This window comes from Pseudomonas sp. MS15a(2019) (genome assembly GCF_013277805.1).
Lineage (GTDB): Bacteria > Pseudomonadota > Gammaproteobacteria > Pseudomonadales > Pseudomonadaceae > Chryseomonas > Chryseomonas benzopyrenica.
Map to the genome: position 1 here is coordinate 323,655 of NZ_VBTN01000003.1, position 21,774 is coordinate 345,428.

Annotated in this window: 23 protein-coding genes; 10 read left to right on the forward strand and 13 right to left on the reverse strand. The window is 65.1% G+C overall.

Features of this window, described 5'->3' with window-relative positions:
* Positions 1-29: 29 nt before the first annotated feature.
* Together FEZ61_RS05055 and FEZ61_RS05060 are read right to left on the reverse strand one after the other, a co-directional pair.
* Positions 30-629, reverse strand: a complete 600-nt coding sequence (locus FEZ61_RS05055; protein WP_173147555.1) for a glutathione S-transferase family protein — start codon at positions 627-629, stop codon at positions 30-32.
* Between the two features lies 1 nt (position 630).
* A complete protein-coding gene (locus FEZ61_RS05060; protein WP_017640523.1) occupies positions 631-1,800 on the reverse strand; it encodes a PLP-dependent aminotransferase family protein in 1,170 nt (389 codons plus the stop codon).
* Positions 1,801-1,880: 80 nt separating this feature from the next.
* Between FEZ61_RS05060 and FEZ61_RS05065 the strand changes: the two genes are divergently transcribed.
* From FEZ61_RS05065 to FEZ61_RS05085, 5 genes are all read left to right on the forward strand, one after another.
* A complete protein-coding gene (locus FEZ61_RS05065; protein WP_017640522.1) occupies positions 1,881-2,360 on the forward strand; it encodes a MarR family transcriptional regulator in 480 nt (159 codons plus the stop codon).
* Positions 2,361-2,447: 87 nt separating this feature from the next.
* Positions 2,448-3,053, forward strand: a complete 606-nt coding sequence (locus tag FEZ61_RS05070; protein WP_173147557.1) for a LysE family translocator — start codon at positions 2,448-2,450, stop codon at positions 3,051-3,053.
* Between the two features lie 8 nt (positions 3,054-3,061).
* The gene (locus FEZ61_RS05075) at positions 3,062-4,249 is read left to right on the forward strand and encodes a benzoate/H(+) symporter BenE family transporter (RefSeq protein WP_173147559.1); all 1,188 of its coding nucleotides are present in this window, start codon (positions 3,062-3,064) and stop codon (positions 4,247-4,249) included.
* A 55-nt stretch (positions 4,250-4,304) separates the two neighbouring features.
* Entirely contained in the window at positions 4,305-5,306 is a 1,002-nt protein-coding gene (locus FEZ61_RS05080; protein ID WP_173147560.1) for an NADP-dependent oxidoreductase, read from the forward strand.
* Between the two features lie 171 nt (positions 5,307-5,477).
* Positions 5,478-6,401 carry a GGDEF domain-containing protein gene (locus FEZ61_RS05085; protein ID WP_160922516.1) on the forward strand — a complete coding sequence of 308 codons (924 nt, stop codon included), beginning with the start codon at positions 5,478-5,480 and terminating at the stop codon, positions 6,399-6,401.
* Between the two features lie 30 nt (positions 6,402-6,431).
* Here FEZ61_RS05085 and rluB read toward each other — a convergent pair whose 3' ends face one another.
* The 4 genes from rluB to zwf form a co-directional block, all read right to left on the reverse strand.
* Positions 6,432-7,493, reverse strand: coding sequence for a 23S rRNA pseudouridine(2605) synthase RluB (gene rluB, locus FEZ61_RS05090; protein ID WP_173147561.1), 1,062 nt, complete (start codon positions 7,491-7,493; stop codon positions 6,432-6,434).
* A 293-nt stretch (positions 7,494-7,786) separates the two neighbouring features.
* Complete coding sequence (locus FEZ61_RS05095) at positions 7,787-8,425, reverse strand: bifunctional 4-hydroxy-2-oxoglutarate aldolase/2-dehydro-3-deoxy-phosphogluconate aldolase (RefSeq protein WP_064308817.1); 639 nt, start codon at positions 8,423-8,425, stop codon at positions 7,787-7,789.
* Positions 8,426-8,445: 20 nt separating this feature from the next.
* Positions 8,446-9,156, reverse strand: coding sequence for a 6-phosphogluconolactonase (pgl, locus tag FEZ61_RS05100; protein WP_173147562.1), 711 nt, complete (start codon positions 9,154-9,156; stop codon positions 8,446-8,448).
* Positions 9,143-10,612 carry a glucose-6-phosphate dehydrogenase gene (gene zwf, locus FEZ61_RS05105; protein ID WP_026083779.1) on the reverse strand — a complete coding sequence of 490 codons (1,470 nt, stop codon included), beginning with the start codon at positions 10,610-10,612 and terminating at the stop codon, positions 9,143-9,145. The genes pgl and zwf overlap by 14 nt, the downstream gene beginning before the upstream one ends.
* Positions 10,613-10,776: 164 nt before the next feature.
* Between zwf and FEZ61_RS05110 the strand changes: the two genes are divergently transcribed.
* Entirely contained in the window at positions 10,777-11,646 is an 870-nt protein-coding gene (locus tag FEZ61_RS05110) for a MurR/RpiR family transcriptional regulator (protein WP_017640513.1), read from the forward strand.
* A 46-nt stretch (positions 11,647-11,692) separates the two neighbouring features.
* Here the strand turns inward: FEZ61_RS05110 and FEZ61_RS05115 are convergent, their stop codons facing one another.
* The 7 genes from FEZ61_RS05115 to FEZ61_RS05145 all read right to left on the reverse strand — a co-directional run bounded on the left by FEZ61_RS05115 (position 11,693) and on the right by FEZ61_RS05145 (position 17,557).
* Entirely contained in the window at positions 11,693-12,742 is a 1,050-nt protein-coding gene (locus tag FEZ61_RS05115; protein ID WP_017640512.1) for an AI-2E family transporter, read from the reverse strand.
* Between the two features lie 123 nt (positions 12,743-12,865).
* Positions 12,866-14,542 (reverse strand): methyl-accepting chemotaxis protein, encoded by a 1,677-nt coding sequence (locus tag FEZ61_RS05120; RefSeq protein WP_173147564.1) that lies wholly within the window; start codon positions 14,540-14,542, stop codon positions 12,866-12,868.
* 67 nt (positions 14,543-14,609) lie between these two features.
* Positions 14,610-15,956 carry a sensor histidine kinase gene (locus FEZ61_RS05125; protein WP_173147566.1) on the reverse strand — a complete coding sequence of 449 codons (1,347 nt, stop codon included), beginning with the start codon at positions 15,954-15,956 and terminating at the stop codon, positions 14,610-14,612.
* Complete coding sequence (locus FEZ61_RS05130) at positions 15,953-16,618, reverse strand: response regulator transcription factor (RefSeq protein ID WP_017640509.1); 666 nt, start codon at positions 16,616-16,618, stop codon at positions 15,953-15,955. The genes FEZ61_RS05125 and FEZ61_RS05130 overlap by 4 nt, the downstream gene beginning before the upstream one ends.
* Complete coding sequence (locus tag FEZ61_RS05135; protein WP_085984307.1) at positions 16,619-16,894, reverse strand: PepSY domain-containing protein; 276 nt, start codon at positions 16,892-16,894, stop codon at positions 16,619-16,621.
* Positions 16,895-16,914: 20 nt separating this feature from the next.
* Positions 16,915-17,223, reverse strand: a complete 309-nt coding sequence (locus FEZ61_RS05140) for a PepSY domain-containing protein (protein ID WP_017640507.1) — start codon at positions 17,221-17,223, stop codon at positions 16,915-16,917.
* A gap of 76 nt (positions 17,224-17,299) precedes the next feature.
* Positions 17,300-17,557: a DUF3253 domain-containing protein gene (locus FEZ61_RS05145; RefSeq protein WP_173147568.1), complete on the reverse strand. Its 258-nt coding sequence runs from the start codon at positions 17,555-17,557 to the stop codon at positions 17,300-17,302.
* A gap of 81 nt (positions 17,558-17,638) precedes the next feature.
* Here FEZ61_RS05145 and FEZ61_RS05150 point away from each other — a divergent pair, with 81 nt between their 5' ends.
* From FEZ61_RS05150 to FEZ61_RS05165, 4 genes are all read left to right on the forward strand, one after another.
* A complete protein-coding gene (locus FEZ61_RS05150) occupies positions 17,639-18,736 on the forward strand; it encodes a DNA topoisomerase IB (RefSeq protein WP_173147570.1) in 1,098 nt (365 codons plus the stop codon).
* Between the two features lie 285 nt (positions 18,737-19,021).
* Positions 19,022-19,756 carry a zinc ABC transporter ATP-binding protein AztA gene (gene aztA, locus FEZ61_RS05155; protein WP_173147572.1) on the forward strand — a complete coding sequence of 245 codons (735 nt, stop codon included), beginning with the start codon at positions 19,022-19,024 and terminating at the stop codon, positions 19,754-19,756.
* A complete protein-coding gene (locus tag FEZ61_RS05160; protein WP_017640503.1) occupies positions 19,753-20,622 on the forward strand; it encodes a metal ABC transporter permease in 870 nt (289 codons plus the stop codon). Before aztA ends, FEZ61_RS05160 begins: the two co-directional genes overlap by 4 nt.
* A gap of 11 nt (positions 20,623-20,633) precedes the next feature.
* A complete protein-coding gene (locus FEZ61_RS05165; protein WP_173147574.1) occupies positions 20,634-21,554 on the forward strand; it encodes a metal ABC transporter substrate-binding protein in 921 nt (306 codons plus the stop codon).
* Positions 21,555-21,774: the final 220 nt, after the last annotated feature.

Here is a 21,774-nt window from a genome sequence, read left to right on the forward strand (position 1 = left end):
CTGGGGAGCCTGGCTCCCCTCCTGGCGTTTCAGCCGATGGCGACATGGCCCGGCTGCGCCGCGACCCGTGCCAGCCACGCCTGGATCGCCGGATAGTCGTCCAGGCGAAAGCCCCCTTCGTGGGCGACGTGGGTATAGGCATAGAGCGCTATATCGGCGATCGAATACTGCTCCCCCACCAGGAAAGGCGTGCGTTGCAGCTGCTGCTCCATCACCCGCAACGCCTTGTAGCCACGGACCTGGCAGACCTCGTACTCCTCACGGCGCTCCGCAGGCAGCCCCTGATAGAGCTGGATGAAGCGCGCCACCGCCACATAGGGCTCGTGACTGTATTGCTCGAAGAATTGCCATTGCAGCACCTGGGTGCGCAACCGCGGTTCGCTGGGCAGGAAGCCTGTGCCGTCGGCGAGGAAGTTGAGAATGGCGTTGGACTCCCACAGGCAGGTGCCGTCTTCCAGCTCCAGCACCGGAATCTTGCCGTTGGGATTCTTCGCCAGGAAGGCGTCGCTCTGGGTCTCGCCGGCGAGGATATCCACCTCGTGCCAGCGATACTCCACGCCGAGCAGGTGCAGCATCAGCACCACCTTGTAGCAGTTGCCGGAACGGCGATCGCCATAGACCTGATACATCTCACAGCTCCTTGTAGGTAGGGGTGGCGTCGCGAATCACGTCGGCCAGGCGCGCCAGACCGGTATCCAGGCGCTCGGGCAGCACATGGCTGAAGTTGAGCCGCAGCAGGCCAGGGTGGCGATCCGGCTCGGCGAAGAACGGCTCGCCCGGCATGAAGGCGACGTCCTGCGCCAGGGCCGCGTCCAGCAGGGTACGGGTATCCAGGGGCGTTTTCAGCTGCAACCAGAAAAACAGCCCGCCCTGGGGAATCTGCCAATCGGCCAGCTCGCTGAAGTGCCGGGTCAGCGCCTCGGCGAAGCCATCGCGACGCTCGCGGTAGAAGGCCCGCACCTCCTGCAAGTGCCTTGCGTAGCGCTCGCTGCCGAGCCATTGCAGCACCTGCCACTGGCTCATGCGGCAGGTATGCAGATCGGCGGCCTGCTTGAGCGCTCGCAACGGCTTGAGCAGCTCCGGCGAGGCGATGAGGTAGCCCACGCGCAGGCCGGGCAACAGGGTCTTGGACAGGCTGCCGGTATGGATCCAGGCGCTGCGCTGCAACTGGGCGCACAGCGGTCGTGCCGGGGCGCCGTCATAGCTGAGTTCGCGATAGGGCTCGTCCTCGACCAGGGTCACGCCGAATTCGTCCAGCAGCGCTGCCACGGCCGCACGGTTGGCCGTGGAGTAGCGCACGCCGGAGGGATTCTGGAAGGTCGGGATCAGGTAGGCGAAGGCCGGGCGCCGCTCTTGCAGCCGCAGGCGCAAGGCGTCCAGATCCAGCCCCTCCGGAGTCAGGCTGACCTCCAGGCAATCGGCGCCAAAGAACTGGAAGCTCTGCAGCGCGGCCAGATAGGTGGGGCCCTCCACCAGCACCGGCGTGCCGACATCGAGATACAGCTTGGCGATCAGGTCCAGCGCCTGCTGCGAACCGGTGGTGACCAGCACCTGGTCCGCCGTACAGTCCAGGCCATAGTCGCGCGCCTGGGCGGCGATGGCCTCGCGCAGCGCCGGCTCGCCCTCGCTCATGCCGTACTGGCCCAAGCCGGCCGGCAGCTGGCTCCAGTCCACCGCCGGCAGACAGCGCTCGGCCGGCAGACCGCCAGCGAAGGACATCACCTCCGGCCGCTGCGCCGCCGCCAGGATGTCGCGGATCAGGCTGCTCTTGAGTCGGCTTACCCGTTCGGAAAATGCCATCTGCCCTCCTGTGGCCCGTGGCCGGCTAATGAGTCAAACTACTTGACCGACCCTAATCCACACCGGAAAGACAAGTCAATATGCTTGACCTAAATCAGACCGCTCAGCAGCGCCTGGTCATGGAGACCTTCTTCTTTAGTTACCAGGCCTTCACCGCCAAGGCCGACGACATGCTGGCGCGCCGTGGCCTGAGCCGGGTCCATCAGCGCATCCTGTTCTTTATCGCCCGCGAGCCGGGGCTCAGCAACAAGGCCCTGCTGGAGGTGCTCGGGGTCAGCAAGCAGGCGCTGAACATTCCGCTGCGGCAGTTGCTGGAGATGCAACTGGTGGCCATGGAGACGGATGCCACGGACAAGCGCAAGCGGCGGCTGTCGCTGACTCGGGGCGGCGCTGCGTTGGAGCAGACCCTGAGACGCGAGCAGATGCGCCTGGTGCAGGCGGCGCTGGCCACGGCCGGGCCGACCGCGGCCGAGGGCTGGCTGGCCTTCAACCAGGCCCTGGCTGATCGCCAGGACACCGCTGGTAGCCAGGACAGTTCGGAACCCTCGGTCGACTCCTGAAAACTGTACTGCTCGTTCGCGGCCCTGGTGTATGGATACCGGCCCCAGGTGCCTGGCTAAGCTGACGCAAAGCTCAGGGAGGCCCTCATGACCGTCGAACTGCTCTCCGCCTTCATGCTCTTCGCCTTCGTCTCTTCCGCCACGCCCGGTCCCAACAACATGATGCTGTTGGCGTCGGGGGTCAATTTCGGCTTCCGCCGTACCCTGCCGCACATGTTCGGCATCAGCCTGGGGCATATGCTGCTGGTCATCTGCACCGGTCTCGGACTGGGTCAGCTGTTCGTGCTCTATCCACCGCTGCAGATCGCCTTGCGAGTGATCGGTGGCGCCTACCTGCTGTATCTGGCCTGGAAACTGGCCACCGCCGCGGCTCCCACGCCGCGGGAGTCAGGCAGCGGCAAGCCCTTCGGCTTCTTCCAGGCTGCGGCCTTCCAGTGGGTCAATCCCAAGGCCTGGGTGATGGCGATTGGCGCGGTCACCGCCTATATTCCGGCCGAGAACTTCACCGCCAATCTGCTGCTGGTCGCCCTGCTCTTCGCCTTGATCAACCTGCCCAGCGTCAGCCTCTGGACGCTGTTCGGCATGGGCCTGCGCCGCCTGCTCAGCAGTCCGGCGCGCCTGCGGCTGTTCAACTGGAGCATGGCGCTGCTGCTGGTGCTGTCCCTCTACCCCATCCTGCTCGGCCATCACTGAGGTTTTTGATGCACGCGGCTCCACAACGCCTTACCCCGCTGGCCGATAGCTCCCCCGCCGCCGTGGTCGCCGGTTTCGTCGCCATGCTGGTGGGCTACACCAGCTCCCTGGTGCTGATGTTCCAGGCCGGCCAGAACGCGGGGCTCAGCACGGGCCAGATTTCCTCCTGGATCTGGGCGCTGTCCATCGGCATGGCGCTGACCACCATCGGCCTGTCGTTGAAGTACCGCACCCCCATCGTCATCGCCTGGTCGACCCCGGGCGCCGCCCTGCTGGTCTCCAGCCTGCCCTCGGTGCCCTACAGCGATGCAATCGGCGCCTTCGTCCTCTGCGCGGTGCTGCTCGCCCTGTGCGGCCTCACCGGCAGCGTCGACCGTCTACTGCGTCGGGTACCCCCGGCCCTCGCCGCCGCCCTGCTGGCAGGCATCCTGTTTCGCATCGGCATCGAGATCTGCGCGGCAGCCCAGCACCAGACCGGGCTGGTGCTGGGCATGGCCCTGGGCTATCTGGTAGCCAAGCGGCTGTGGCCGCGCTATTGCGTGCTGGTGGCCCTGGTGGTCGGCCTGCTGCTGGCCGCTGGACTGGGCTTGCTGGACTTCCACGCCCTGCGGCTGGAGCTGGCGGTGCCGGTATGGACCACCCCGACCTTTTCCCTGGCCGCCACCATCGGCATCGCCCTCCCGCTGTTCGTAGTGGCCATGGCGTCACAGAACATGCCCGGCATCGCCGTGCTACGGACCGATGGCTACGCGGTTCCAGCCTCGCCGCTGATCGCTACTACCGGCCTCGCCTCCTTGCTGCTGGCCCCCTTCGGCTCCCATGGCATCAACCTGGCGGCCATCAGTGCGGCGATCTGCACCGGTCCCCAGGCCCATGAAGACGCCAGCAAACGTTATACGGCGGCGGTCTGGTGCGGACTTTTCTATGGTATCGCCGGTTTGTTCGGCGCCACCCTGGCCGCGCTGTTCGCCTCGCTGCCAAGCGAACTGGTGATCTCGGTGGCCGCCCTGGCTCTGCTGGGTTCCATCATGAACGGCTTGCACGGCGCCCTGGCCGAACCCAGCCAACGCGAACCGGCGCTGATCACCTTCCTGGTCACCGCCTCGGGGCTGACGCTGGCCGGCGTAGGCTCTGCCTTCTGGGGTCTGGTGGCCGGTCTATCGGCCAGTTTGCTACTCACCGCACGCCGCCGGTAGAACCTGAAACCCTCCTGACCGGTCGGAACTGCATCCTTCCCGTCAGGAGAACACCATGTCCCGTACCAATCGCCAGTTCCTGCTCGCCAAACGCCCCTCCGGCGAACCCACCTCCGATACCTTCGAGCGCGTCGAGCAGCCGGTCGGCGAACCCGGCGCCGGCCAGGTGCTGATCAAGAATCTGTTCCTCTCCCTCGACCCGGCCATGCGTGGCTGGATGAACGAGGGCAAGTCCTATATCAAGCCCATCGGTATCGGCGAGGTCATCCGCGCCCTGGGCGTGGGCGAGGTAGTGGCCTCCAACCACCCGGACTTCAAGGTGGGCGATACCGTCAACGGCATGCTCGGCATCCAGGACTACTACCTGGGCGAACCCCAGGGCTTCTACCCAGTGGATCCCAGCAAGGCCAGCCTGCCCCAGTATCTCTCGGTACTCGGCATGACCGGCCTCACCGCCTACTTCGGCCTGCTGGAAGTCGGCGAGCCCAAGGCCGGCCAGACCCTCGTGGTCTCAGGCGCCGCTGGCGCGGTCGGCAGCATGGTCGGCCAGATCGGCAAGCTCAAGGCCTGCCACGTGGTGGGCATCGCCGGCGGTGCGGAAAAATGCCGCTATCTGATCGAGGAGCTGGGCTTCGACGCCGCCATCGACTACAAGGCCGAGCCAGACCTGGCGGCCGCCCTGCGCCGTGAGTGCCCCAACGGCATCGACGTCTATTTCGACAACGTCGGCGGCCCGACCCTGGATGCGGTCCTGGCGCAGATCAATTTCCGCGCCCGGGTAGTCCTGTGCGGTGCCATCAGCCAGTACAACAGCGACAAGATCCAGGGCCCGCAGAACTATCTGGCGCTATTGAGCAATCGCGCCCGCATGGAAGGCTTCATCGTCCTCGACCACGCCGCCCGCTATGCCGAGGCGCAACAGCAGCTGGCGATCTGGCTGGCCGACGGCCAGCTCAAGTCCCGCGAGCATGTGGTGGAAGGCCTGGACACCTTCCCCACGACCTTGATGAAGCTGTTCTCCGGCGAGAACTTCGGCAAGCTGGTGCTCAAGGTCTGAACCGCGTCGGAAAATCGTCGCGAGCGGGCCGCCTATGCGGTCCGCTTGGCCTCCAGGCGCCAACTTATAGACGGCTAATCGCCATCATCTGCCTAAGTCATTGATTTTTATGAAACTATAAGACTGGCACGCTTCTCGCTTCAGAGGGACTATCCGCCAAGGAGAACAGGCATGGTCCCGCCCTCATCCAACACCATCAATCTCGATCGCGCTCGCCAGCAGCGTAACGCCAGCCAGGTGGCCCCCGTTCGCGAAAGCGATCCCCTGGTGCTGAGTACGCTACGTCAGCGGCTGCTCAGCGTCCTGCAGTCATCGTTGGATCTCGAACGGGTCCTGCAGCTCTTTCGGCAGGAGGTGGATACCCTCGTGGACGTGCCTGGGCTCGCCTATCGCAACGCCGCAGAAGACGTGGTCATCAGACTGGGCGAAGAGCAGGGTCACCAGGTGCACTACCACCTGAGCCAGGGCGATATCCGCCTGGGCGAGCTGACCTTCTACCGTCAGGAGCGCTTCCAGGACAGCGAGCTCAGTGCGCTGGAATACCTCCTCGGCACCCTGCTGTTTCCCCTGCGCAACGCCCTGCTCTATCGCGAGGCGCAGAACAATGCCCTGCGCGATGCCCTCACCGGGGTCGGCAATCGCAACGCCCTGGACCGCGCCCTGGTGCGGGAACTGGAGCTGGCGCGCCGTACCCAGCAGCCCCTGTCGCTGCTGATGCTGGATCTGGACCACTTCAAACGCATCAACGACCGCTTCGGCCACAGCGTCGGGGACGACGTGCTGCGGCAGACCGCCCGCACCCTCAGCAACTGCCTGAGAAGCATGGACATGATCTTTCGCTTTGGCGGCGAGGAATTCTGCGTGTTGCTGTCGGCCACCGGTCATGAGGCAGCCCATATCGTGGCGGAGCGCCTGAGAGCGGCTGTCGAAGCTCAATCGGAGACCGCCGGCGCCATTCCACTGCCGGTCACCCTGAGCCTCGGACTGGCGACGCTACGTGACGTCGAGTCCCCGCGCTGCCTGCTGCTGCGCGCGGATCGAGCCCTCTATCAGGCCAAGGCCGAAGGCCGCAATCGATCCTGCAGCCTGACCTGAGGGTCGCCTGGGGCCAGGCGACCGCTCTGCTTAGCGGCGACCGCCCTTGCCGGTACCGCCACCGCTCGGACCGCGACGCGGCGCGATACCAGGCGAGGTACGGCCCTTGCTGACCGGCTTGCGGCCCATTTCGCTCGGCCGCTCGGCCACGGCCGACCCCTGGGGCTTGCTGGCCTTGGCCGCCTTGTTGAGCTTGTTGCGCGAACCCCGACCGGCATCGATCGGCCGCGCGGTCTTGCGCTGCTGACGTTCGAGCTTTTCCTTGGTCTTGCCGCCCATGGCCGGCAGCGCCACCGGCGGCAGGCCAACTTCGCCCGCGAGGATGTCGATCTCCCCCTGGGTCATCTCGCGCCAGCGGCCGACCGGCAGATCGCTGGTCATGAACACCGGACCGAAACGAACGCGCTTCAGACGGCTCACCACCAGGCCCTGGGACTCCCACAGCCGGCGGACTTCACGGTTGCGGCCTTCCATCACCACGCAATGGAACCAGTGGTTGAAGCCATCGCCTTCCGGCGCCTGCTGGACGTCGGTGAAGCGTGCCGGACCGTCTTCGAGGATCACCCCGTTCTTCAGGCGCAGCAGCATCTCTTCGGTCACCTCGCCACGTACCCGCACCGCATATTCGCGGTCCATTTGGTAGGACGGGTGCATCAACCGGTTGGCCAGTTCGCCATCGGTGGTGAACAGCAGCAGACCGGTGGTGTTGATGTCCAGGCGACCGACATTGATCCAGCGGCCCTGCTTGGGCTTGGGCAGGCGGTCGAAGACGGTGGGTCGGCCTTCGGGATCGTCACGGGTGCAGATCTCGCCCTCGGGCTTGTTGTAGATAAGTACCCGGCGTACCACTTCCTCGGCCTGGTCGCGCTTGAGCAGACGTCCGTCCACTGCGATGGCGTCCTTGGGCATGACTCGCAGCCCCAGGGGGGCGACCACGCCATTGACCTTGATGCGGCCTTCGCCGATCCAGGCTTCGACATCGCGACGCGAGCCGACGCCCAGGCGCGACAGCACCTTCTGCAGCTTTTCGCCAGCTGGCGCAGGGACGGTTTCTTCGAGGGATTCGTTTTGGGGATTCTTGTCGAGGGTCATCAGGCACCTCCCGGTGTAGTGGACGACAAAGGCGCCGCGGAACGGGCGCCAGCAAAAAGACAGGGGCGCATGATAGCGCCCCTGCTCGCGCCAGCCTAGCGAGTGTGGTGTCTCTGAAATTGACTGCACAATTTCGGCGGCGCTTTTTCGGCTGTGGCGGCGTTGCCACTCCTCGCCATAGCCCTGCTATGACTCGTACCGGCGCCTGGCCACAGCCAAGAAATCACTCGCCAATTCTTGCGCGAACTTCAGAGACACCGCACTAGCCCAGCGGGTGACGGATGGCCGCAGGCTCAGTCGAGCGTCGCCAGGGCCTCGCGGCAGAGTTGTTCGACGCGCGTCCAGTCCTTGGCTTTCACTACTTCACCCGGCAGCATCCAGCTACCGCCGACGCACAGCAGATTGGGCTGCTGGAAGTAGTTCTTCACATTGCCCGGATTGACGCCACCGGTCGGGCAGAACTTGAGCTCGGCGAAGGGACCAGCGAAGGCTTTAAGCGCATCCACGCCGCCATAGACGTTGGCGGGGAACAGCTTGAAGCGGCGATAGCCCAGGCGATAGGCCTGCATGATCTCGGAGGGCGTGGCGATGCCCGGCAAGAGCGGAATGGGTGCCGCTACCCCGGCCTGGAGAATTTCCTCGGTGGTGCCCGGGGTGACGATGAACTGGGCGCCAGCCTCGACCGCGGCGTCGAACATCCGCACGTCCAGCACGGTGCCCACCCCCACGTCCAGCTCAGGACGCTCCTGGCGCAGTAGCCGTACGGCATCCAGCCCGTGGGCGGATCTCAGGGTGATCTCCAGCGCCGTAAGACCACCAGCGGCCATGGCGTCGGCAAAGGGCAGCACGTCGGCCGGATCGTTGATCACGATCACCGGCAGAATGCGCGCGCGGGCGCACAGGGCATCTAGGGTCGCGATCTTGTTCTGCATGTCCAAAACTCAACTCCTCGTCAGGGGCACCAATAGACGACCAGAGGTTCGCGCAGGAACGCCTTGATCGGAGTGGCCAGCTCGTCGCCCTCGGCCAGAGCGGTTTCCAGTACCTGTCGCTTGCCCGCGCCCTGGACGGCGAGGATCTGTTGCCGCGCCCGGCTCAGATAGGCGCGGCTCAGGGTGATGCGGGTCTGGGGCGCGGACGGTGCCACGCCTGGGAAGCTCAGGCGTTCGCTGGCCGGATCCAGGGCCTCTTCCAGACCGGGACTGCCGGGGAACAGCGAGGCGGTATGGGCGTCGTCGCCCATCCCCAGGACCAGCACATCAGGCGTACCCAAGGCGTCGCGGAGCCGGGCTTCGGTCAGGGCCATGCCCTCCTGCGCAGTGGCCGCCGGGGTATAGAGATCGACGAATCCGGCCGCGGCGGCAGGTCCCTGGAAGAGGTGCTGGCGCAAGAGGCCGCCGTTGCTGTCCGGATCATCGATGGGTACCCAGCGCTCGTCGGCCAGGGTGACCAGCACCTTGGACCACTCCAGGTCCGCCTGAGCCAGGCGTTCGAGGAAGGGCACCGGACTGCGCCCACCGGAAACGATCAGCAAGGCCTCGCCACGGGCCGCCAGAGCCTCGCGCAGCGCGGTGGTGACCGTCTCGGCCAACGCCGTGGCATGGGCCTCGCGGTCGGGCAATTCGCGCAGGGTCACGCCCTGCCCCAGATCAGACGTCGCCATACCAGGATCTCCCGTCTCGTGCGATCAGTGCGATAGAGGTCAGCGGACCCCAGCTGCCGGCGGCATAGGACTTGGGCGAGTCGCCCATCTTCGACCAGCCATCCATCAGCTGATCGCACCATTTCCAGGCCGCTTCGATCTCGTCCTTGCGGACGAACAGCGACTGGTTGCCCTGCATGACTTCCAGCAGCAGCCGCTCATAGGCATCCGGGGTGCGCAGATGCTTGAAGGTCTCGGAAAAATTGAGTTGCAGCGGACCGCTGCGCAGTTGCATGCCCTTGCGCAGACCCTGGTCCTTGCTCATCACCTGCAGCGAAATACCCTCGTCCGGCTGGATGCGGATGATCAGGCGGTTGCTGATCAGGCTGCGCTGCTCGGGGGCGAAGATATAGTGCGGTGGTTCCTTGAAGTGGATGACGATCTGCGACAGCTTCTGCGGCATGCGCTTGCCGGTACGCAGATAGAAAGGCACGCCCGACCAGCGCCAGTTGCGAATGTCGGCGCGGATGGCGACAAAGGTTTCGGTGCGGCTTTCGGTGTTGGAGTTGGGCTCTTCCAGATAGCCCGGCACCGGCTTGCCGTCGCTGTAGCCCGAGGTGTACTGGCCGAGGACCACGCGGCTGGCCAGCTGGTCGGCGGTAATCGGTTCCAGCGCCTTGAGCACCTTGACCTTCTCGTCACGGATGCTGTCGGCCGACAGATCCGCCGGCGGATCCATCGCGGTCAGGCAAAGCAGTTGCAGCAGGTGATTCTGCACCATGTCGCGCAACTGGCCAGCCTGGTCGAAATAGCCCCAGCGGCCTTCGATGCCGACCTTCTCGGCCACGGTGATCTCCACATGGGAGATGTAGTTCTGGTTCCACTGGGTCTCGAACAGGCTGTTGGCGAAACGCAGGGCGATGAGGTTCTGGACGGTTTCCTTGCCCAGGTAGTGATCGATGCGATAGACGCGATCCTCGGGGAAGAAGCGCGCCACGGCGTCGTTGACCACCTTGGAGGATTCCAGGTCGTAGCCGATGGGCTTTTCCATCACCACCCGGGTGCGCTCGCACAGACCGACGGCGGCGAGGTTCTCGCAGATGGCACTGTAGACCAGCGCCGGGGTCGCGAAATAGGCGATCAGCGGCGAGGTCTCACCCACATCCTCGGCAAGTCCCGTATAGTCTTCGCGATTGCGGAAATCGATGGCGCGATAGCCGAGGCGACCACGCATCCGCGTCCATACCGTTTCGTCCCAATCGGCCTTGGGCACATAGTGGCGCAGGCGCTCCTCGATGTGCTCCAGCTGCTTGACCCCATCGCCCTGGTCACGCGCCAGCGCCATGATGCGGGTATCCTCGTGCAGCAAACCTTCACGATCCAGCTGATAAAGGGCAGGGAAAAGTTTGCGCAGGGCCAGGTCGCCCAACGCGCCGAAGATTGCCAGGGTACAGGGTAGAACTCGGACGCCAGCCATAAATATTCGTTCTTTTACTTAAAGTTTGAGATATTCCAGCACCATGATAGGGGAGCCGGGGCGATTCGCGTAGTCTTTATATTAAAAAATACGGCGCCGGGGTAACCCCGGCCCAAACCTTTTATAGCCTTAGGATAGAGGCACAACAACCACTAGGAGTTCTCATGGATCGTGCCAGCACCCTGCTGCAAACCATCCAGACCCGCATCGGCGAACTCAACCGCGCGGAGCGCAAGGTCGCCGAGGTCATCCTGCAGAATCCCCGGCAGGCCACGCGCTACACCATCGCGGCCCTGGCCCAGGCGGCGCAGGTCAGCGAACCCACCGTCAACCGCTTCTGCCGCTCCCTGGGCGTGAGCGGCTATCCGGAAATGAAGATCCAGCTGGCGCAGAGCATCGCCAGCGGCGCGGTCTATGTCAGTCAGGCGGTGGAAGCCAACGACGAATCCGAGGCCTACGCGGAAAAGATCTTCAGCAGCACCATCGCCTCGCTGGACAGCGCCCGCCAGCGGCTGGACGCCCGTACGGTCGATCGCGCGGTAGATCTGATGATCCAGGCGCGGCAGATCCACTTCTTCGGCCTGGGCGCCTCGGCACCAGTGGCCCTGGACGCCCAGCACAAGTTCTTCCGCTTCAACATGGCGGTGTCGGCGCATTCGGATGTACTGATGCAGCGGATGCTCGCGTCCATCGCCAGGACTGGCGATCTGTTCGTGATCATCTCCTATACCGGCCGCACCCGCGAACTGGTGGACGTGGCCAAGCTGGCGCGGGACAACGGCGCCTCGGTGCTCGGCCTCACCGCCAGCAATACCCCCCTGGCCAAGGTCTGCACCCACAGTCTGGACATCCCGTTGCCGGAAGACACCGACATCTACATGCCCATGACCTCGCGGATCATCCAGCTCACCGTGCTGGACATCCTGGCCACCGGCGTCACGCTCAAGCGCGGCGTGGATTTCCAGCCGCACCTGCGCAAGGTCAAGGAAAGCCTGGTCGCGACCCGCTATCCCTCTGAGCCCGACCAGGGCTAGCGAATAGCCCACTCGCGTGCTCCAGTTTCCCGGAGCACGCTGGCCGTCAGATATCGTCGCGGTGGCTGAACAGATCCCAGGTGGACATGAACAGGGCGGCGATCAGCGGGCCGATGACGAAGCCGTTCAGACCGAACAGCGACATGCCGCCGATGGTAGAAATCAACACCACGTAGTCGGGCATCTTGGTGTCCTTGCCGACCAGAATGGGGCGTAGCAGGTTGTCCACCAGACCGATCACCACCACGGCGAAGACGATCAGGATGACCCCTTTGATCACTGAACCGGTGGCCAGGAAGTAGATGGCCACCGGCACCCAGATCAGCGCCGAGCCGACCGCGGGCAGCAGCGACAGGAAGGCCATCAGGGTGCCCCAGAGTACAGCGCCCTGAACGCCCAGCACGCCGAGGATGAAGCCGCCCAGGGCGCCCTGCACCACGGCAACGATGATGTTGCCCTTGACCGTGGCGCGCACCACGGCGGTGAACTTGGCCATCAGGCTGCGCTTGTGCATGTCGCTCAGCGGAATGGCCTTGCGGATCAGCGCCACCAGCTGCGAACCGTCGCGCAGCAGGAAGAACAGCAGATAGAGCATCACGCCGAAGCCGATCAGGAACTGGAAGGTGCCCTGACCAAAGCTGAAGGCCTGGGTAGCGACGAACTGGCTGCCCTGCATGGCACCTTCGGAGAGCTTCTGGCGAATACCATCCAGGTCACCGGCACCGAAGCGCTCCAGCACGCCACGTACCGAACCCGGCAAGGCGCCCCAGATCTGCTGATAGTACTGGCCGAAGTTGAGCTGACCGCTGCTGACCTGCTGGTACAGCAGCGAGCCTTCCTGCACCAGGGAAATGGCGATGAACACCACTGGCAGGATGACGATGAGCAGGATCACGAACAGGGTGCAGAGCGCCCCGAGGTTGCGTCTGTTGTTGAAGCGGCGAACGAACCAGCGCTGCAGCGGGGCGAACAGGATGGCGAGGATGGCGCCCCAGAACACCGCGCCCAGGAAGGGGGTGAGGATCCAGACGAAGGCCAGCGAGACCACCACCAGCAGGATCAGGAACGTCTTGTTTTCCAGCCGAGCACTTTTCATTGGCTTTCGCGATTCCACACAAGGATGACAGGCCTTGCTTAGAGCCTCGGAAGCCGTGGGGTTCCCATGAGCACCCCCAACTCGACCCGAAGAGGCGCGCCAGCGTGGCCGGCGCGCCCAGGATCATACGCGAAACTGACGAACCAGGCCGTCCAGGCGCTCGCCCAGGCCGACCATGCCGGCGGTGTTGCGCGCGCCTTGCTGGGCACCCTGGGCCATGCTGTCGACCGCACTGGCGATGGTGTGGACGCTGCGATTGACCTCTTCGGCCACCGCCGTCTGCTCTTCGGCGGCACTGGCGATCTGGCTGTTCATGGCATTGATGGTGGCGATCAGCTCGCTGATCGCGGCCAGTGCGTTACCGGCCTGCTCGGCCTGAGCCGTAGTGGCCTCGCCCATGCCGCCCGAGCGTTCCATGGCCCCGACCGCACGGCCGGTGGCCTGTTGCAGGCGATCGATCATGGCCTGGATTTCCTGGGTGCTCTGCTGGGTCCGGCTGGCCAGGGCTCGTACCTCGTCGGCGACCACGGCGAAACCGCGACCGGCCTCGCCCGCCCGGGCCGCTTCGATGGCGGCATTGAGGGCCAGCAGATTGGTCTGCTCGGCAATCGCGCGAATCACGTCGAGCACGCCGACGATGGCGCCCACGTCCTGCTTGAGGCCATCCAGGGACACGCTGCTCTGGCGGACCTCCTCGACCAGTTCGTGAATGCGCGCCACGCTGGTGGCAACCGTCTCGCGGGCCAGCCGACCTTTCTCCTCGGTCTGACGGGTGGCTTCGGAGGCCTGCAGGGCACTGCTCGCCACTTCCTGGGCCGCCGCGGACATCTGGTTGATGGCGGTGGCCACCTGGTCGGTTTCGCTGCGCTGGCGCTGCATGTCGCGATCGGTGCGCTGGGCCTGCTGGGCGACGTCGTCGAGCAGACCGGTGAACTGGTGAGTGATGTCGACGACCTGGGCGATGGTGCCCTGGATGCGATCGACGAAGCGATTGAAGGCGGCGGCGAGTTCACCGATCTCGTCGCGCCCGTTGACCGGCAGGCGGCGGGTCAGATCGCCCTCCCCGGCCGCGATGTCGTCGAGATTCTCCCGGATCTGCGCCAGAGGCCTGAGGGTGCGGGCGGCAAACAGCTGCGCGACGATGCCGATCACCACCAGCAGCACGCCGGCCACGCCGAAGATCAGCCAGAGCTGGTCCTGGGTGCGCTTGGCGACCTGCTGGGCCACGGCAGCGACCTCGGCCTCCACGCCATCCAGATTCACCGCCGAGCCGATCACCAGATCCCATTTGGGCAGGTAGTCGGTGTAGGCGAGTTTGGGCACCAGCACGTCCTTGTTGCCGGGCAGCGAAGAGCTGTAGCGACTGAAATGCGAGCCATCCTTGCCGACCCGAACCAGTTCCTGGTTGAGGTAGACGCCAGCCGGGTCGCGGTTGTCCTTGAAGCTCTTACCGATGCCGGCCGGGTCGTTGCCCTTGAACAACCGGACGACGTTCGAGTCGTAGCCGAAGATATAGCCGTCCTTGCCATAGCTGATGGCCGACAGCAGGCGGATGGCCTCCTTGCGCGCCTCGGTATCACCGTCAGCGGCCTTGTCGTACAACGGCTTGACCACGGTCATGGCCGTTTCGACGGTGTTCTGCAGGGCGCTGCGACTCTGCACCATGAGCCGCTCGCGGGCATCGGCGACATCCTTGGCTGCCTGCGCCTGGAACACCCAGTAGGACAGGCCGCCCAGGACGACAGTGAAGAGGCAAACGGGCAGCACTGCCAGCAGGGTGACTTTCAGTTTCAGGCTCACGGGGTTCTCCTTGGTCGCAAGAGCTCAGGGCGTTATCGACCCCTTGCCCACAAACTTGACCGCAGAGTCATCTCCCGGACGAATGCCTGGTGCCGGCGCCTGGCAACGGCAGGCGGATCACCACGGCGAGACCGCCCAGCGCCGCGACCTCTAGCGCCAGGGTTCCGCCGCAGCTGTCGACGATGTCCCGGGCAATCCCCAGGCCCAACCCATGCCCCGCCACCGCCTCATCCAGACGGGAGCCCCGGTTTAGAATGGCCTCGCGCTCCGCTTCCGGCACACCGGGTCCGTCGTCTTCGACCCGGATCAGATAGCCCTCCTCATCCTGCGCCACCTCCAGCCGGACCTGCCGATCGGCCCACTTGCCGGCGTTGTCCAGCAGATTGCCGAACAGCTCCAGCAGGTCTTCACGGTCCCAGGGCAGCCGAAGCCCTGTGGGCAGTTGGCAGTCGAAACTCAGGTGCTCGCCATGCAGCCGATTGAGCAGCACGCAGAGCTCGCGCAGCTCGGCGACGTCCAGATAAGCACCCGGCAAGGCCTCGCCGGCCAGTCGGGCACGGCGCAGCTCTCGCTCCAGCCGTTCGCGAATGCGCGCCAACTGCTCACGCAGGCTGTCGCGCTGCTCCGGCAACCCCTGCAATTCCGGCCGCTCGGCCAGGCTGGTGAGGACCGCCAAGGGCGTCTTGAGGGCATGGCCCAGATTGCCGATGCCATGCCGTGCACGCTTGAGGCCTTCTTCGGTATGGCGCAACAGCGCATTCATTTCCGCCACCAGCGGCGCGAGCTCGGTGGGCACGCTGGCGTCCAGCGTCGAGCGGCGGCCCTGGTGCAGCTGGGCGATCTGCTCGCGCACCTGCTCCAGTGGGCGCAGCGCCCGACGCACGATCAGCCGTTGCAGCAGCAGGACCACCAGCAGGGTCGCCAGGCCCAACAGGGCGCCGAAGGCGAGGATACGCTGCAGGTTGGCCAGCAAGGGGTTGTAGTCGTCGGCGACCGTGACCTGCACCGTCTGGCCATAGCGCTGGTAATCAGCGCGGTAGGTGAGCAGGCGCTGGCCACTGGGACCGTCCGCCAGGGTATCGCTCAAGCCATTGCCGGGCGGCGCTTCCAGTTGCGCATCCCATAGCGAGCGCGAGCGCCAGCGGATATCCAGCGCCGGGATCTCGATCAGGAAATAGCGGCCCGACAGCGGCCGGGTATAGAGGCTGCCCAGGCGTCCCTCGTCCAATTGCAGGCCATGGGGGCCGCGTACCAGGGCAGCGAGCAGATTTTCCGTCTCGCCGCGTAACCCGGTTTCCAGATAGCGGCGCAGGGCATGATCCACCAGCCAGGCGCCGCCGAGTACCAGCACCAGACCGGCCACCAGCAGGATGGCCACCAGCCCGACCCTGAGGCGGGTCTGGATGGATCTCAATCGACACCGCCCAGGCGATAGCCCTGACCGCGACGGGTCTCGATGACGTCCCGCCCCAGCTTGCGCCTCAGGTGATTGACGTGCACCTCGATGACATTGGAATCCCGCTCGCTCTCGCCGTCATACAGGTGATCGTTGAGTCGCGTCTTGGACAGGATCTGGCCGGGATGCAGCAGAAAACAGCGAAGCAGGCGAAATTCCGCCGCGCTGAGGGCGATGGTCTCACCGCCACGGACCACGCACTGGCGCGCCTCGTCCAGCGCCAATCCCCCGGCTTGCAGCAGTGGCTGATTGGCGACGCCACGCACTCGCCGCAGCAGCGCGGCGATCCGCAGGCCCAGCTCTTCGGGGTGAAACGGCTTGGTGAGGTAGTCATCGGCGCCCGCCTTGAGGCCATCGATGCGTTCGGCCCAACTGTCGCGCGCCGTCAGGATCAGCACTGGCGTCGCCAGCGCGGCGGCGCGCCACTCTCCGAGCACCTCAAGGCCTGGCCGACCTGGCAGGCCCAGGTCGAGAACGATAAGGTCATAGGGCTCCTGGGCACCCTGCCAGGCGGCGTCGCGGCCATCGGCCAACCAGTCGACGGCGTAACCCTGGCGCGAGAGGAACGCCGCGATCTCGTCGGCCAGGGCCACATCGTCTTCCACCAGCAGCAGGCGCATCTAGTCGTCCACCTCGTCCTTCAGGATGGCGCCATCCATCGCGCCGATTTCCAGTTCACGGACCACATCGCCAACGAGGATCTCGATCTCGTAGCGATACTGGCCGTCTTCTTCTTCCAACTCGGCTTCCAACAGCCGGGCCTGGGGGTAGCGTTCGTTGACCCGCTGCAGCAGGGTCTCCAGGGGCCGGATCACCCCCTCCTTGCGCAGCCTGAGGGCCTCGTCCTGATCCAGGTCGCGGGCCTGGATCAGGGGAGAGACGCCGCCGAGCAGGATCAGCCCGGCAAGGACGACGGTCAGTCGTCGCGCTGATTTTTCAGGACTTCGCCAGTGGTGGCGTCGAGTTCCAGATCCCATTTCACACCTTTGGGGTCACGCAGTTCCAGTTGGTAGATGTAGCGGCCATATTCTTCTTCCAGTTCGGTCTCGTGGGTGGTCGAGCCCGGGTGCTTGGCGATGGCGGCCTGGTTGAGCACCTCGAAGCTCTTGATCTTGCCGCTGTCACGCAGCTTGAGGGCTTCGTCGGGGCCGAGGTCGCGGGCCTGGGCGACGCCCACACCGGTGAGCAGGAGGGCGGCGGTCGCGAGGGCGGTGAGCTTTTTCATGAGGATTCTCTCTCTGGTTGCTGTTCGATCTGGGTCCAGAGTAGCGATCCGCCATTAATCGAAACTTAAACGCCACTTAAGCCAAGCTTAATCGGATCGGACCGCGCCAGGGCACTTCCGGGTCCAGGGATTCGCCCTTTTGCGTCACCCGCAGTCGACCTTCGCGAGCCAGTTCCCGTGCCGTGTCGCGTAAGGGCTCCATCAGCGGTCGCCAGTCCGCGGCCAGGCTTCTTGCCACTTCCGAGGGGCAAAAGGTCGTGCCCGGACGGCATGCCTGGGCCTTGCCCAGCAGGGCGTCGCGCAGCTGTACGTCGGTCGGCTTGGATGCGGTCATGAGAACCTGGTCCCTTTTCCTGGAGTCCACCGTTTCGACCAGGAAAACGTCGGTGCAGTCATGACCTCTCGCTCGAAAGTAATGCAACGCCTCGCCCAGACCGATTTGCCCATCCCCGCCGATGAGCGTGACGACACCGGAACCGCCCTCTGTGCCCCCCTGCCGCCCGATCTCAACTACGTCGATGACAATCAGGCCGGCCTGAGCCGCCGCAAGCTGCGGGGCAAGTGGGCCTACTTCACGCCCGAGGGCGAACGCATCCGCGATCAGGCGGAAATCGAACGCATCAACAAGCTGGCCATTCCGCCGGCCTATACCGATGTCTGGATCTGCTCGGACGCCAATGGCCATCTGCAGGCCACTGGACGCGATGCCCGCGGGCGCAAGCAATATCGCTACCATCCGCGCTGGCGCGAGATCCGCGATACCGACAAGTATGAGCGGATGCTGGCCTTCGGGCAGGCCTTGCCCAAGCTGCGGCAACGGGTGGAAGAGGATCTCGCTCGGCGCGGCCTGTGCCGTGAGAAGGTCATGGCCACGGTCATCAGTCTGCTCGATGCCACCCTGATCCGGGTGGGCAATGCCCAGTACGCCAAGAGCAACAAGTCCTATGGGCTCACCACCCTGCGCAACCGGCATGCCGAGGTGCACGGTAACACCATCGCCTTCCACTTCCGTGGCAAGAGCGGTGTGGAGCATGACATCAAGGTCAGCGATCCGCGGCTGGCACGCACCGTGAAGAAGTGTCTGGAGTTGCCTGGCCAGCACCTCTTCCAGTACGTGGATGGCGATGGCGAACGCCATACCGTGACCTCATCCGACGTCAACGCCTACCTGCACGAGCTGACCGGTGCGGATTTCACCGCCAAGGACTATCGCACCTGGGCCGGCAGCGCCCTCGCCCTGGAAGCCCTGCGCGAGTTGCGTTGTGAAACCCAGACCGACGCCAAGAAAGAACTGGTGGACATGGTCAAGGCGGTGTCCCGCACCCTGGGCAATACCCCGGCAGTATGCCGCAAGTGCTATATCCATCCAGGCGTGCTGGATGCCTTTCTGGCCGGTGACCTCTGCACCCTGCCCAAACCGCGCAAGCGCAAGGGGTTGAAGGAGGAGGAGGTCCTGCTGCTCAACTTCCTGCAGCGGCTGGAACAGCGGATGGCAGAAACCCAGGCGGCTTGACGGAAAGAGGCGGTTCGCTCCGCCTCTGGTTATCGCGGTGCGCCATCGTTGGTAGGGTTGCTCCAACGGTCCTGACGCCCAGCTGTATCGCTGCAATAGTAGCCCTGGCAGCCTGATGACGAAGCAGTGTTTGTTATGTTATAACTTTTACATCGTTATCCAAGGCTCGATCATGGCATCCCCGCGCCCTTCCCTGCTATTGCTCTCCGTACCCGCTCGTCTGTCGCTCGCCTGCATTCCTCTGGTCGCTCTGTGGCTGGCCGTAGGCTGGGCGGTCGCCCTGCCATGAGCGCCGCCATCGAACTCCAGGACCTGACGCTGGCCTATCAGCGGCATCCAGCCATTCATCATCTCAGCGGGTGCTTCCGGACCGGCAGTCTGACCGCCATCGTCGGTCCCAATGGGGCGGGCAAGTCCACCCTGCTCAAGGCCATTGCCGGCACCCTGCGACCGATCAGCGGCCGGGTCAACCGGGCAGTGCCGCAACGCCGTCTGGGCTATCTGCCCCAGGCCGCGGAGATCGATCGCAGCTTTCCACTCAGCGTGCTGGAAACCGTGGTGCTGGGCGCTTGGCGTGGTTTGGGCCTCTGGCGCGGCGTCACCGCTGCACACCGGAAGGACGCAACAGAGGCGTTGCAGGCCGTAGGCCTCGAAGGCCTGGAGGATCGCCTGGTCGGCGCCCTGTCTTCTGGCCAGTTCCAGCGGGTGCTGTTCGCGCGCTTGCTGCTGCAGGATGCGCCCGTGCTGCTGCTGGACGAGCCCTTCACCGCCATCGATGCCCGCACCACCGCGGATCTGCTGACCATCGTCAGGCGCTGGCATGGCCAGGGCCGTACCGTGATCGCCGTGCTGCACGACCTGGAGCAGGTCCGTCAGCACTTTCCCGAGACCCTGCTGCTGGCCCGGGAAGCCATCGCCTGGGGCCATACCGACCAGGTGCTGATCACCGAGAATCTGGCCCGCGCCCGCAATCTCGCCGAACACTGGGACGCCCATGCGGGGGTCTGTGAACGCGCATGACCCTCTATCAGCTCCTCTTCGAACCCTTCGTCGAATTCGGCTTCATGCGCCGCGCCCTGGTGGCCTGCCTGGCCCTGGCGCTGGGCGCCGGTCCGGTGGGCGTTCTGCTGATGCTCAGGCGCATGAGCCTGGTGGGCGATGCCATGAGTCACGCCGTGCTGCCGGGTGCGGCGCTGGGCTTCATGGTCGCCGGGCTGTCGCTGCCAGCCATGGGTATCGGCGGCATGCTCGCCGGACTGCTGGTGGCCGGACTTGCGGGTCTGGTCAGCCGCTTCACCAGCCAACGCGAAGACGCCAGTTTCGCGAGCTTCTACCTGATTTCCCTGGCTGCCGGGGTGCTGATCGTATCGCTGCACGGCTCCAGCGTGGATCTGCTGCACGTGCTGTTCGGCACCATCCTGGCCATCGACGCCACGGCGCTCTACCTGGTCGCCGGCATCGCCACCCTGTCGCTGGTGGTCCTGGCGGTGATCTACCGGCCACTGGCCCTGGAATGCTTCGACCCGGGCTTCCTGCGCGCCGTGGGTGGCCGTGGCTCGCTCTATCACCTGCTGTTCCTGCTGCTGGTGGTGCTCAACCTGGTCGCCGGCTTCCAGGCCCTGGGCACCCTGATGGCAGTGGGCCTGATGATGCTGCCGGCCACCGCCGCGCGCTTCTGGGCCAACAGCCTGCCCGGCCTGATGGCGGTGGCCAGTCTGATCGCCAGTCTCAGCGGGCTGGTCGGCCTGGTGCTGTCCTACCACCTCGGCTGCGCCTCCGGCCCCGCCATCGTGCTCACCGCCGGTGGCTGCTATCTCCTATCCCTGCTGTTCGGCCGTCTGGGGCTCTATCGACGGCTGCGTCCCCGCCCTCATCTCACCCATTGAAAGGAGTCACCATGAAATCCCTGTTTTCCCTGGGCGCTGCCCTGCTGCTCGCCGCCGCCGGCCAGGTACAGGCCGCACCGGTCAAGGCCGTCGCCACCTTTACCGTGATCGCCGACGTGGTCAAACAGGTCGGCGGCGACCAGGTCCAGGTCACCTCCCTGGTCGGTCCCAATGGCGATCCCCATGCCTACGAACCGACGCCCACGGATGCCCAGGCGCTGAAACAGGCCGATGTGGTCTTCATGAGCGGCCTGCACCTGGAAGGCTGGATGGATCGCCTGATCAAGGCTTCCGGCCAGGCACGTCCGCCAGTGGTGCTCAGCGAAGGGATCAAGACCCGCGAAATGGCGGAAGACGAAGATGACCATGGCCATGCTGACCATGATCACGACCATGGCGGTATCGACCCCCATGTCTGGAACAACCCGCTCAATGTGGTCGTCTACACCCGCAACGTGGTGAAGGCGCTGTCCGAGGTGGATCCGGCGGCTGCCGCCACCTTCAAGGTCAACGGTGATCGCTACATCGCCGAACTGGAGGCCCTGGATCGCTATGCCCGCGAGCAGATCGGCCAGGTGCCTAAGGCGCAGCGCAAGGTGCTGACCTCCCATGACGCCTTCGGCTACTTCGCCGATGCCTATGGCGTGACCTTCATTTCGCCGTTGGGCCTGTCGACCGAGGCCGAGGCCTCCGCCCAGGACGTTGCCAAGCTGATCCGCCAGATCAAGCAGGAGCACGTCGCCGCCTACTTCTTCGAGAACTCCAATGACCCGCGCCTAGTGCAGCAGATCGCCAAGGCCAGCGGTGCCCAGCCGGGCGGCGAGCTCTATGTGGAGGCCCTGTCACCCGCTGATGGCCCGGCGTCCACCTACGCAGCCATGTTCCGCTACAACGTGGATACCCTGGTCAAGGCGATGAAGGGCGGGCATTGAGGCCCGGGGTCTTTCGGTAGGTTGGGTTGAGCATAGCGAAGCCCAACAGCGTGAAGGTCGAGCCCCTTCACGTTGGGCTTCGACGGTGGAGCCGTCTCAACCCAACCTACGTCTGACTGGTAGGTTGGGTTGAGCATAGCGAAGCCCAACAGCGCGAGGGTCGAGCCCCTTCATGTTGGGTTTCGACGGTGGAGCCGTCTCAACCCAACCTACGCCGGAC